An 11,025-nucleotide genomic window follows, 5' to 3' on the forward strand; every position below is an offset into this window, starting at 1 on the left:
GCCGAAGATGACCGCCTTGAAGATGGTCTGGCGGACATCGGCGCCGAGCACCGGCAGCGAACCGGCGATGCGCGCGCCGATGGCACGTGGCGGCGGCAGCAGGATGAAGGGTATGCCGGCCCCACGCGTCACCGCTTCCCAGATGATCAGGATCCAGGCGCCGAAGATGGCCGGGATGATCAGGCGCAGCGCGGTGCGAGCCCATTTGGCGAACGGACGCAATGATGACAGCACCGCCACGCAGCGCCAGCCAAGCAGCCATGCACCGGTGAGCAACAGGAAGAACGGCGTCCGCGCCAGGCCTTCGAAGCCGGTGATGCCGCCAATCAGCAGCCAGGCGGCCAGATGCGCGCCGATGAAAAGCACAACGGCTTCGACAATGGACGGTATTCTGGTCATCGAGATCAAAGCGGCGACAAGCAGCACGCCGAAAATCAGCCAGGTCGTCGCCACATAGGGGTATATCAACGTCCCTGCAGGCTGCGCCAGTGCATCGACTTTCGGCGCGGCGATCGGGCCGAGCGCCACAGCGATCAGGCACAGCACGATCGCCAGCACTGCCTGCCAGGAGGGTTTCAGCCAGTTCATGCCGGCCTCCCGCCCATGGCGCGGTCGACGAGGCGCCCGGCAATGCCGACCACCATGACCAGAAGGGCTGCCACCACTGAGCCAGCAACCAGCGCCGACCAGATGTCGATGGACTGGCTATAATAGGCGCCGGCGAGCAGCTTGGCGCCGATGCCGGCGACAGCGCCTGTCGGCAGTTCGCCGACGATGGCGCCGACCAGGCTTGCCGCCACCGCCACCTTCATCGAGGTGAACAGGAACGGCACCGAAGCAGGCACGCGCAACATCCAGAAGGTCTGCGCGCGACTGGCATTGTAGGTGTGCATCAGGTCGAGATGCATGATCTCGGGCGAGCGCAGCCCCTTCACCATGCCGACAGTCACCGGGAAGAACGACAGATAGGTCGAAATCATCGCCTTCGGGACGAGCCCGCTGATGCCGATCGCCCCCAGCACGACGATGATCATCGGCGCCACAGCCAGGATGGGAATGGTCTGCGAGGCGATGATCCACGGCATCAGGCTGCGGTCGAGCGTCGCCACATGGACAATGCCGACGGCGATGATGATGCCGAGCGCCGTGCCGAAAGCGAAGCCGAGCAGCGTCGACGAAAGCGTCACCCAGGCATTGTAGACCAGGCTGCGGTTGGAGGTGATGGGCCGCAGGAAGGTGTTCTCGAAGAAATTCACCGCCACCTGGTGCGGCGCCGGCAATGTCGGCTTCGGCTGCGACAGCGTCTTGCCGATGAGTTCGCTGAACGTGGATGTTTCACCGGCGCGACGATCGAGATCGCGCTGGAACGGCGTGTTGAGGATGACGGCGAAGACATACCAGAGCGCGACCACGCCAACGAGGATGGAGGTGACGGGAACGAGCTTGTCGCGGAAGGTGTCCATCTAGCGGGCCTCAGCCGACTGGCGCCCTCCTCTCCCCAACGGGGAGAGGGTGGCCGGAGCGAAGCGGAGGTCGGGTGAGGGGGTAGCAATCTTTCCGTCAAGGCAAGCCAAGATCGTATCCAGGACCGCTCGACGTTCGGCCAAAACCTCATGATTCCAGAACCGGAGAACCGAATAACCTTGTCCGTTCAGCCAAGCTGTCCTGGAAGGGTCGGTTGGAGAATCTGCGTGCTGACTACCATCAAGTTCGACAATCAGGCTTACCTCGCGACAAACAAAATCCGCGATGAACGGTCCAAGCGGCACTTGCCTCACAAATTTGTAGCCATTGAGATGACGGTCTCTCAGTTCCCCCCAAAGCCTGTATTCAGCCTCGGTCTCGTCAACCCGCAGCTTTCGGGCGCGAGCGGTTGCCCCGACCTTTCTCTTGGTCGGATCCGTCGGCGCCGCCCCCTCACCCGACCTCCGCTTCGCTCCGGCCACCCTCTCCCCGTTGGGGAGAGGAGGGAGCCCGTCGTTTGCTCCCTCAATCGTCATAGCTGTGCCCCGCGCGCAGCCCGTCCCGCACCCGCGCTGCGATCGCCAGAAACTCCGGCGTCTCGCGGATGTCGAGCGGCCGCTCTCTCGGCAGCGTCGATTCGATGATGTCGCTGACGCGGCCGGGGCGCGGCGACATGACGACGATGCGCGTCGACAGATAGACGGCCTCCGGAATGGAGTGGGTGACGAAGCAGATGGTCTTGTTGGTGCGTCCCCACAATTCCAGCAGCTGCTCGTTGAGATGGTCGCGCACGATCTCGTCCAGCGCGCCGAACGGCTCGTCCATCAGCAGCAGGTCGGCGTCGAAGGCCAGCGCACGGGCAATCGAGGCGCGCTGCTGCATGCCGCCCGAGAGCTGCCAGGGATATTTCTTCTCGAATCCAGAGAGGTTGACGAGGCCGAGCGTGCGCTTGATCCGCTCGCCTTGCTCCGCCCTGGACAGGCCCATGATCTCCAGCGGCAGCCCCACATTGCGCTCGATGGTCCGCCACGGAAACAGCGCCGCCGCCTGGAAGACATAGCCATAGGCGCGTTTCTCACGCGCCTGCTCTGCTGTCATGCCATTGACGGAAATCGCCCCCGAGGTCGGCTTCTCCAGATCGGCGATGACGCGCAGCAGCGTGGTCTTGCCGCAGCCCGAAGGCCCGATGAAGGAGACGAACTCGCCCTTGCCGATGGTCAGATCGACATTGGACAGCGCCTGCACCGGCCCGTCATTGGTCTGGAAGGTCAGCCCGAGTTTGCTTGCCGCGACGACGGCTGGCGAATTCCCCGTCATCGGTTGCCGCCTGCCTGTTTCCGTTCCCGCGGCGGCTGGAATCCGATTGCTTTTATCGCGATGTTGTTTTCCACTTACCCTGTCCCATTTGGCCCTGTCCCTCTGACCTTGTCCCACGCGATCGACGCCCGGAGTTTCCCCGATGTCGCCCAAACCCACTTGTCATCTTATCCGCCCTGAAAGCACTTATGAAGGCAAGCAGGGGCTGACCTATTTCGCCGGCATTGCCGCCGAGACCGTCGGTGCCTCCGGCATCTGCATGCACATGCTCACCATGCCGCCCGGCGCCCGCGCCAAGGCGCATATGCACGAGAGCCACGAGACGGCGATCTATGTGCTCTCCGGCGAAGTTCACACCTGGTATGGCGACCGGCTCGAGCATCATATCGTCGTCAAGGCCGGTGATCTCTTCTACATCCCCGCCGGCGTGCCGCATCTGCCGGCCAACCTGAGCGGCGCCCCGTCCTCTGCCGTCATTGCGCGCACCGATCCCAACGAACAGGAGAGCGTCGTCCTGCTGCCGGAACTGGATGCGCTGGTCGCCGGAAGCTGACTTCGCCGGGCTAGGCGCCCGTCGGCCAATTGCTAGAGGTTTGCGCCCGCCAGCTTCGGCAATCATCGGCACCGAGACACTTCCCCATAGACGGTGCCGTCCGCATCCGCGATCAACAGTTTCTTGGCGTTCTTGGTGCTGTGCTTGATGATGAAGGTGGCGGGCGACTTGCCCTCTTCGCCTTCGGCCTCGCACTCCGCCTTCACCACAAGCGAGCCGTCGGCCTGGACCCTCTTGCCGGTGAAGGTGCAAGCGCTCGTCGCCGTGATGAAGTCGGTGTTGGTTAGAAGCAGCATGTCCTCGGCGTAGACTTCCTGGCCGTTCTTGTTGATGCAGCCGGACTTGTTGCCATAAGGTTTGGCTAGGTCGATGCCGGCCGCCGTCACTTGGCTGGCCACCAGAACCAAAACTGCCGCGAAAAGAAGTCCCCCGCGCCGCACCTCAAACCCCGGTCGCCGGGATGCCGGTGCGTTCCACCTTGCGCGGCGCGGAGATTTCCTTCCACGTCGACAGCGCCCGGTTGACCGCCGCATTCGGCTCGCGGCCGACGAATTCACCATGGCCGGGCTTGGCCTTGACCTCGGCCTCCTGGATCGACAGTTCGCCCCGCGAGAACACGAACCGCGGCAGGCCGGTCACCTCGAAACCCTCGAAGACATTGTAGTCGATCACCGATTGCTGCTTCTTGGACGAAATTGTCTTCTTGCGCTTGGGATCCCAGACAACGATGTCGGCGTCGGCGCCCTCTACGATGGCGCCCTTCTTCGGATACATGTTGAGGATCTTGGCGATGTTGGTCGAGGTCACCGCGACGAACTCGTTCATCGTCAGCCGGCCGGTGTTAACGCCTGTGGTCCACAGCACCGGCATGCGGTCTTCAAGCCCGCCGGTGCCGTTCGGGATCTTGGTGAAATCGCCGACGCCGTTGCGCTTCTGTTTGGTGGTGAAAGCGCAATGATCGGTCGCCACCACCTGCAGCGACCCCGCCTGGAGGCCGGCCCACAGCGAGTCCTGGTGCGATTTGTTGCGGAAGGGCGGGCTCATCACGCGGCGTGCCGCATGGTCCCAGTCCTTGTCGAAATACTCGCTCTCGTCCAGCGTCAAATGCTGGATCAGCGGCTCGCCGAACACCCGCATGCCCTTCTGGCGCGCCCGGCGGATCGCTTCATGGCTCTGCTCGCAGGAGACATGCACGACATAGAGCGGCACGCCGGCCATGTCGGCGATCATGATGGCGCGGTTGGTCGCCTCGCCTTCCACTTCGGGCGGCCGTGAATAGGCGTGGCCCTCGGGGCCGTTGTTGCCGGCAGCCAGCAGCTTCTGCGACAGTGCCGCCACCACGTCGCCATTCTCGGCATGAACGAGCGGCAGCGCGCCGAGATCGGCGCAGCGCTGGAACGACGCATACATCTCGTCGTCGTCGACCATCAGCGCGCCCTTGTAGGCCATGAAATGCTTGAACGAGGTGATGCCCTTGTCGACGACCGTGGCCATCTCGTCGAACACCTGCTTGCCCCACCAGGTGATCGCCATGTGGAAGGAGTAGTCGCACGACGCCTTCGAGGTCTTGTTGTCCCACATCTGCAAGGCTTCGAGCAGCGACTGCTGCGGCGCCGGCAGGCAGAAATCGACCACCATGGTCGTGCCGCCGGAGAGCGCTGCGCGCGTGCCGGACTCGAAGTCATCGGCCGAATAGGTGCCCATGAACGGCATTTCGAGATGGGTGTGCGGGTCGATGCCGCCCGGCATGACGTAGCAGCCGGTGGCGTCGAACTCATGGTCGCCATGCAGGCCCGAACCGATGGCGACGATCTTGCCGTGCTGCATCAGCACATCGGCTTTCCAGGTGCGGTCGGCGGTGACGATGGTGCCGTTTCGGATGACTTTGGTCATTGACTGTTCCCTTGTTCTCTTCGCGCTTCTTTACGAGCGTCGTTTGGAAGGTGGATTCTAAGCTCACTCCACGATGACAGCCGTCTCCACCACCGCGTGGAACAAGACATCGGCACCCGCCGAAGCCCATTCCTTGGTGATCTCCTCGGCCTCGTTGTGGCTGAGGCCATCGACGCAAGGGCACATCACCATGGCGGTGGGCGCGACGCGGTTGATCCAGCAGGCGTCGTGGCCGGCACCGGAAACGATGTTGCGATGGGAATAGCCAAGGCGGTCGGCGGCATCGCGGATCGCCTTGACGCAGCCGGCATCGAAAGTCACCGGATCGAAAGCGCCGACCTGTTCGATCTCGTAGCGGATGTCGAGTGCATCGCAGATCGTGTCGATGCCTTCGCGGATACGGCCATCCATCGCGTCCAGCACTTCCTTTTCCGGCGAGCGGATATCGACGGTGAAGACGGTGCGCCCGGCGATGATGTTGCGCGAATTGGGATAGACCTCCATGTGGCCGACCGCGCCGACGGCATCGGGCTGGTAGTCCATGGCGATCTCGTGCACCAGTTCGATCACCCGCGCCATGCCGAGCCCGGCATTGCGGCGCTTGGGCATCGGCGTCGAGCCGGTATGGGCTTCCTTGCCGGTCAGCGTCACCTGCAGCCATTTCAGGCCCTGGCCATGGGTGACGACACCGATGTCGATATCTTCATCCTCGAGGATCGGTCCCTGTTCGATATGCAGTTCGAAGAAGGCATGGATCTTGCGGTCGCCGACCTTCTCGGGGCCTTTCCAGCCGATACGCTCCAGTTCCTCGCCGAATTTCTTGCCCTGCTTGTCGACATGCCCGTACACATCGGCCTGGTCGAGCACGCCGGCGAACACGCCGGACGCCATCATAGCCGGCGCGAAGCGCGAGCCCTCCTCGTTCGTCCAGTTGGTGACGACGATCGGATGTTTGGTCTTGATGCCGAGATCGTTGAGCGAGCGCACCACTTCAAGCCCGCCCAGTACGCCGAGCACGCCGTCATACTTGCCGCCGGTCGGCTGCGTATCGAGATGGCTGCCGACATAGACCGGCGGCAGGCTGGGATCGGTGCCTTCGCGGCGGGCAAACATCGTGCCCATTTCATCGACGCCCATTTCGAGCCCGGCCGCATCGCACCAGCGCTTGAACAGATGCCGCCCTTCGCCGTCTTCGTCGGTCACGGTCTGGCGATTGTTGCCGCCGGCAATGCCGGGGCCAATCTTCGCCATCTCCATGATGGAATCCCACAAACGATCTGAATTGATTCGCAGATTCTCGCCGGGTGCGGCCATCTCGAGTTCCCATCTACACCGGGGGTCTTGTCGCCCCTTGAGTGATTTACAGCTTGACCGTATGGTCAGCTTTTAAACTACACAACCTGACCAAGCGGTCAACTAGAATCTTGGGGTAGACATGGCAGAACCCACCCGCCCCATGCGGCGACAGGAGATCCGCCGAGAGAATGAAAAAACCATTCTCGTCGCTGCAGAGAAGGTGTTTGCGGAGGCAGGGTTTGGCGGCGCCACGATGCAGTTGATTGCGGATCTGGCCGGACTGCCAAAGGCAAATCTCCACTACTATTTCGCCACCAAGGAAGAGCTTTACCGGTCGGTCGTTCAAAACATCTTTGAAATCTGGCTACAGGCGGCCAATTGCTTCGACGCGGCGCGCGGGCCCATAGACGGCATCAGTGCCTATATCGACGCCAAGATGGAAATATCACGCCGCCATCCGGACGGCTCGAAGGTCTGGGCCTCCGAAGTGATGCACGGGGCGCCGGTGCTTCAGGACTATATGGAATCGACGCTGCGCGAATGGACCGACGGCCGCGTCGAGATCATCAGGCGCTGGATCGAGGAAGCCAAGATGGACCCGGTGGATCCGCGCCATCTGCTCTATATGCTTTGGGCCACGACCCAGCACTACGCCGATTTCGGCCATCAGATCGAGACACTCAATGGCGGAAAACCTCTGTCCGACCGGCAATGGCGGGAAGCCAAGGAAAATATCAAGCGGGTGATCCTGACCGGGATCGGTGCGTTGCCCGCCTGACTGTAATGGTTCGTTGCAAGCCAAAGGTCAGGTCGGCGCGCTGCCGCGCCGACCTCAACCGACCGCGTCAGTCCGTCAATCGATTGACCTCAGCACATCGCGAACATGGTCGATCAATTCGTTGATCTGGCCCTTGGTGATGATCAGCGGCGGCGAGAGCGCGATGATGTCGCCGGTGGTGCGGATCAGCGCGCCGCGCTCGAACGCCTTGACGAAGGCCGAGAAGGCCCGTTTGGTCGGCTGGCCGGCGATCGGCGCCAGCTCGATCGCACCGATCAGGCCGATGTTCCTGATATCGATGACGTTCGGCTCGCCTTTCAGCGAATGCAGCGCGTCTTCCCAGTACGGCGCCAGCTCCTCGCCACGGGTCAGCAGGCCCTCTTCCTTGTAGGTGTCAAGCGTGCCGAGTGCGGCCGCGCAGGCGATCGGGTTGCCCGAATAGGTGTAGCCGTGGAAGAACTCGATCATGTGCTCGGGGCCGGTCATGAAGGCGTCGTGGATCTCCTTCTTCACAAACACCGCGCCCATCGGGATGACGCCGTTGGAGACGCCCTTGGCGGTGGTCATGATGTCGGGCGTGACACCGAAATAGTCGGCGGCGAACGGTGTGCCGAGACGGCCGAAACCGGTGATGACCTCATCGAAGATCAACAGGATGCCGTGCTTGGTGCAGATCTCGCGCAGCTTCTCCAGATAACCCTTCGGCGGCAGGATGACGCCGGTGGAGCCGGCGACCGGCTCGACGATGACGGCGGCGATGGTCGAAGCGTCGTGCAGGGCGACGATACGCTCCAGCTCGTTGGCGAGTTCCGCGCCATACTCCGGCACACCCTTGGTGAAGGCGTTCTTTTCCGGCAGATGCGTGTGCGGCATATGGTCGACGCCGCCGAGCAGCGTGCCGAACATCTTGCGGTTGGTGACGATGCCGCCGACCGAAATGCCGCCGAAATTGACGCCGTGATAGCCGCGCTCGCGGCCGATCAACCGGGTGCGCGAGCCCTCGCCCTTCACACGGTGATAGGCGATCGCCATTTTGAGCGCGGTCTCGACCGATTCCGAGCCGGAATTGGTGAAGAAGACATGGTCCATGCCCTTGGGCGCCAGGTCGACCAGGCGGTTGGCCAGTTCGAACACGATCGGATGGCCCATCTGGAAGGCCGGCGCATAATCGAGTTCGGCAGCCTGGTGCTGGATCGCCTCGGTGATCTTCGGACGGCAGTGGCCGGCATTGACGCACCACAGGCCGGCGGTGCCGTCGAGCACCTTGCGGCCGTCACTGGTTGTGTAATGCATGTCCTTGGCGGACACCATCATGCGCGGCGCCTGCTTGAACTGCCGGTTTGCCGTGAACGGCATCCAGAATGCACTGAGATCGTTCGGCGTGACTTTCAGCCGGTTGGACATGACCAGGACTTCCCCTTGTAAACTGTTTCGCTGCGCCCAACGCTTGGTCTTTGCCGCGTTTTCATGCTACGCAAATTTTTGACCGATTGGACAAACGTTAGCACCGCCCTTTAGGCGGTCAAGGATTACTAGCGGAAATGCGGCACCTGAAGTGCGTTCCACAGGCTAGGGAAAAACTGGTCCAGAGAATTGGTCCAGATGAGCCTCAACACGAGGGCTTGCAACGGTGACCATCGGCACGGATGCCCCTCGCCGCACCCGCATCCAGCAGGAAAAGCGCGAACTCATCCTGGAGGCGGCGCTTGAGGTCTTCTCCACCAACGGCTTTCGCGGCTCGACCATCGACCAGATCGCCGAAGCCGCCGGCATGTCGAAACCGAACCTGCTCTATTATTTCCGGCGCAAGGAAGACATCCACGAAACGCTGATGCAGCGCCTGCTCGACACCTGGCTGGCGCCACTGCGCGAACTCGACGACATTGGCGATCCCCTAACCGAACTGCGCAGCTACATCAGGCGCAAGCTGGAGATGGCGCGCGATTTTCCGCGCGAGAGCCGGCTGTTCGCCAACGAGATCCTGCAAGGCGCGCCGCGCATCATGCCGCTGCTGGCGGGCGAACTGAAAACGCTGGTCGACGAGAAGGCCGCCGTCATCAAGGGCTGGATGCGCGCCGGCAAGATCGCCAAGACCGACCCTTGGCACCTGATCTTCTCGATCTGGGCGACGACGCAGCATTATGCCGATTTCGACGTCCAGGTCCGCGCCGTGCTCGGACCGAACCGCGGCGGCGACGGCCGCTTCGAGGATGCGGCAAGATTTCTCGAGCAGTTGTTCCTCGATGGGCTGAAGCCGAAGGGCTAAATGGTTTCGTCATTCTAGGGCGAAGCAAGGAGCGACGCGGCGCGGCGCAGACCCTAGAATCCATGCCGCGACTTCAACGCGCCGCAAAAGGTCCAAATTCTGTTCCGTAGTACTCTTCGGCAAACGTCCCGGCATGGATCCTCGGGTTTCCGCGTCCGCTTCGCCCGTGGATGACGAAGCCGAGGGGGACGCCAGCCAACCTCAGGCGCTGCGCCGCTCGGCCGGCAGCGCGTCCAGCAATGCCTGCAGCTTGGCGATCGAATTCTGCTCGGCTAACGGCGTGTAGACGATCAGCTTCATGTCCGAGCCGTCGCCGATCGACAGGCTCATATGCTCGAAGGTCATGGCGCCCGCGCTCGGGTGCCGGACATGTTTCACCCCCGACAACCGATGCGCGACGTCGCGCTGCGGCCACCAGGCACGAAATTCGGGGCTCGAACGCGTCATCAACTCGATCAGCCGCTCGAAATCCGGATCGCCGACATAGCGGGCGCTCGCGGCCCGGAACGAGGCCAGCACGGTGTGCGCCAGTTGCTCCCAGTCGACCAGCAGGTGCCGGTGATGCGGGCTCGTGAACACCATGTGGACGATGTTGCGGGCGTCACCCTCCAGCAGGCCATAATCGCCGAACACCGCCACCGCCGCCGGGTTCCAGGCCAGCACGTCCCAGCGCCGCCCGACGACATAGGCCGGCTGCAGCACCAGGCTCTGCAGCATGTGCAGCAACGGGCCATCGACCTTTTCCGGCGCTACGGCACGGCGCTCCGGCTGCTGGCGGTCGGCGAGGATGAACAGATGCTGTTTTTCGGCGGCGTCGAGGCGCAGTGCTTCGGCGAGCGCCGTCAGCACCTCGACCGAGGGCCTGACCTCCCGCCCCTGCTCCAGCCATGTGTACCAGGTCGTGCCGACACCGGCGATCATCGCCACCTCCTCGCGGCGCAAGCCCGGCGTACGTCGCCTGAGACCGATGGCGATGCCTGCGGCCGAGGGCGTCAGCCTTTCGCGGCGCGAGCGCAGGAAGGCGCCGAGTTCGCGCCGGCGGCTGTTTTCAGCCGAACGTGTGGGGGCCGCGTGAGGTTGGGACTCCATGCGCGTATTATAGCAGTATTGATACCAGGATAAAGTTTGAACTGTTTGGCCAGCGCCAACTGCCCCATCTTCCGTTCAGAGCAACAGAACGGAGGCTCTGAACATGGAACTCAAAGACAAGACGATCCTCATCACCGGCTCGACAGACGGCGTCGGCCGCGTTGTCGCGCAACGGCTCGGCGCCGCGGGCGCCCGTGTGCTGGTGCACGGCCGCGATGCAACGCGCGGCAAGGCTGTTGTCACCGAGATCGAAGCCGCCGGCGGCAAGGCCGAGCTTCTGGTCGCCGACCTCTCTTCGCTGGCCGAGGTGCGCCACCTCGCCGAGGCGGTGCGCGCCCGGACGAACCGGCTGGACATCCTCATCAACAA

Annotated in this window: 11 protein-coding genes and 2 pseudogenes; 4 read left to right on the plus strand and 9 right to left on the minus strand. The window is 63.0% G+C overall.

Annotation, left to right across the window (positions count from 1 at the left end):
• The 4 genes and pseudogenes from EN991_RS09420 to EN991_RS09435 form a co-directional block, all read right to left on the minus strand.
• Positions 1-588, minus strand: a pseudogene (locus EN991_RS09420) (ABC transporter permease); the annotation flags it as partial.
• Positions 585-1,463 (minus strand): ABC transporter permease, encoded by an 879-nt coding sequence (locus tag EN991_RS09425; protein ID WP_127368638.1) that lies wholly within the window; start codon positions 1,461-1,463, stop codon positions 585-587. The gene EN991_RS09425 and the pseudogene EN991_RS09420, both read right to left, overlap by 4 nt.
• Positions 1,464-1,874: pseudogene (locus tag EN991_RS09430) on the minus strand (endonuclease domain-containing protein); the annotation flags it as partial.
• Positions 1,875-1,989: 115 nt separating this feature from the next.
• Positions 1,990-2,781, minus strand: coding sequence for an ABC transporter ATP-binding protein (locus EN991_RS09435; RefSeq protein ID WP_013530913.1), 792 nt, complete (start codon positions 2,779-2,781; stop codon positions 1,990-1,992).
• A gap of 142 nt (positions 2,782-2,923) precedes the next feature.
• Here EN991_RS09435 and EN991_RS09440 point away from each other — a divergent pair, with 142 nt between their 5' ends.
• Complete coding sequence (locus EN991_RS09440) at positions 2,924-3,334, plus strand: cupin domain-containing protein (RefSeq protein WP_013530912.1); 411 nt, start codon at positions 2,924-2,926, stop codon at positions 3,332-3,334.
• 62 nt (positions 3,335-3,396) lie between these two features.
• Here the strand turns inward: EN991_RS09440 and EN991_RS09445 are convergent, their stop codons facing one another.
• The 3 genes from EN991_RS09445 to EN991_RS09455 all read right to left on the minus strand — a co-directional run bounded on the left by EN991_RS09445 (position 3,397) and on the right by EN991_RS09455 (position 6,541).
• Positions 3,397-3,732, minus strand: a complete 336-nt coding sequence (locus EN991_RS09445; protein ID WP_245460933.1) for a hypothetical protein — start codon at positions 3,730-3,732, stop codon at positions 3,397-3,399.
• A gap of 43 nt (positions 3,733-3,775) precedes the next feature.
• On the minus strand, positions 3,776-5,227 hold the full coding sequence (gene hydA, locus EN991_RS09450) for a dihydropyrimidinase (protein WP_063172510.1): 1,452 nt from the start codon (positions 5,225-5,227) through the stop codon (positions 3,776-3,778).
• A gap of 63 nt (positions 5,228-5,290) precedes the next feature.
• The gene (locus EN991_RS09455) at positions 5,291-6,541 is read right to left on the minus strand and encodes a Zn-dependent hydrolase (RefSeq protein ID WP_013530909.1); all 1,251 of its coding nucleotides are present in this window, start codon (positions 6,539-6,541) and stop codon (positions 5,291-5,293) included.
• A gap of 121 nt (positions 6,542-6,662) precedes the next feature.
• On the opposite strand from EN991_RS09455, the gene EN991_RS09460 reads away from it, so the two are divergent.
• The gene (locus EN991_RS09460) at positions 6,663-7,301 is read left to right on the plus strand and encodes a TetR/AcrR family transcriptional regulator (protein WP_013530908.1); all 639 of its coding nucleotides are present in this window, start codon (positions 6,663-6,665) and stop codon (positions 7,299-7,301) included.
• 75 nt (positions 7,302-7,376) lie between these two features.
• Here the strand turns inward: EN991_RS09460 and EN991_RS09465 are convergent, their stop codons facing one another.
• A complete protein-coding gene (locus tag EN991_RS09465) occupies positions 7,377-8,705 on the minus strand; it encodes an aspartate aminotransferase family protein (RefSeq protein ID WP_013530907.1) in 1,329 nt (442 codons plus the stop codon).
• A 226-nt stretch (positions 8,706-8,931) separates the two neighbouring features.
• Between EN991_RS09465 and EN991_RS09470 the strand changes: the two genes are divergently transcribed.
• Positions 8,932-9,567: a TetR family transcriptional regulator C-terminal domain-containing protein gene (locus tag EN991_RS09470; protein WP_013530906.1), complete on the plus strand. Its 636-nt coding sequence runs from the start codon at positions 8,932-8,934 to the stop codon at positions 9,565-9,567.
• Positions 9,568-9,768: 201 nt separating this feature from the next.
• On the opposite strand, the gene EN991_RS09475 is transcribed toward EN991_RS09470, so the two are convergent.
• On the minus strand, positions 9,769-10,656 hold the full coding sequence (locus EN991_RS09475; protein ID WP_127368640.1) for a helix-turn-helix transcriptional regulator: 888 nt from the start codon (positions 10,654-10,656) through the stop codon (positions 9,769-9,771).
• A 103-nt stretch (positions 10,657-10,759) separates the two neighbouring features.
• On the opposite strand from EN991_RS09475, the gene EN991_RS09480 reads away from it, so the two are divergent.
• Positions 10,760-11,025 (plus strand): SDR family NAD(P)-dependent oxidoreductase (locus tag EN991_RS09480; protein ID WP_127368641.1); only part of this gene is annotated, 266 nt, incomplete at its 3' end.

This window comes from Mesorhizobium sp. M7A.F.Ca.US.005.03.2.1 (assembly GCF_003997795.1).
GTDB classification, from domain to species: domain Bacteria; phylum Pseudomonadota; class Alphaproteobacteria; order Rhizobiales; family Rhizobiaceae; genus Mesorhizobium; species Mesorhizobium ciceri.

Bases quoted from the DNA above. Each gene is read 5' to 3' on its own strand.
- EN991_RS09425 (WP_127368638.1), bottom strand. From the start codon at position 1,463: ATGGACACCTTCCGCGACAAGCTCGTTCCCGTCACCTCCATCCTCGTT.
- EN991_RS09435 (WP_013530913.1), bottom strand. From the start codon at position 2,781: ATGACGGGGAATTCGCCAGCCGTCGTCGCGGCAAGCAAACTCGGGCTG.
- EN991_RS09440 (WP_013530912.1), top strand. From the start codon at position 2,924: ATGTCGCCCAAACCCACTTGTCATCTTATCCGCCCTGAAAGCACTTAT.
- hydA (WP_063172510.1), bottom strand. From the start codon at position 5,227: ATGACCAAAGTCATCCGAAACGGCACCATCGTCACCGCCGACCGCACC.
- EN991_RS09455 (WP_013530909.1), bottom strand. From the start codon at position 6,541: ATGGCCGCACCCGGCGAGAATCTGCGAATCAATTCAGATCGTTTGTGG.
- EN991_RS09460 (WP_013530908.1), top strand. From the start codon at position 6,663: ATGGCAGAACCCACCCGCCCCATGCGGCGACAGGAGATCCGCCGAGAG.
- EN991_RS09465 (WP_013530907.1), bottom strand. From the start codon at position 8,705: ATGTCCAACCGGCTGAAAGTCACGCCGAACGATCTCAGTGCATTCTGG.
- EN991_RS09475 (WP_127368640.1), bottom strand. From the start codon at position 10,656: ATGGAGTCCCAACCTCACGCGGCCCCCACACGTTCGGCTGAAAACAGC.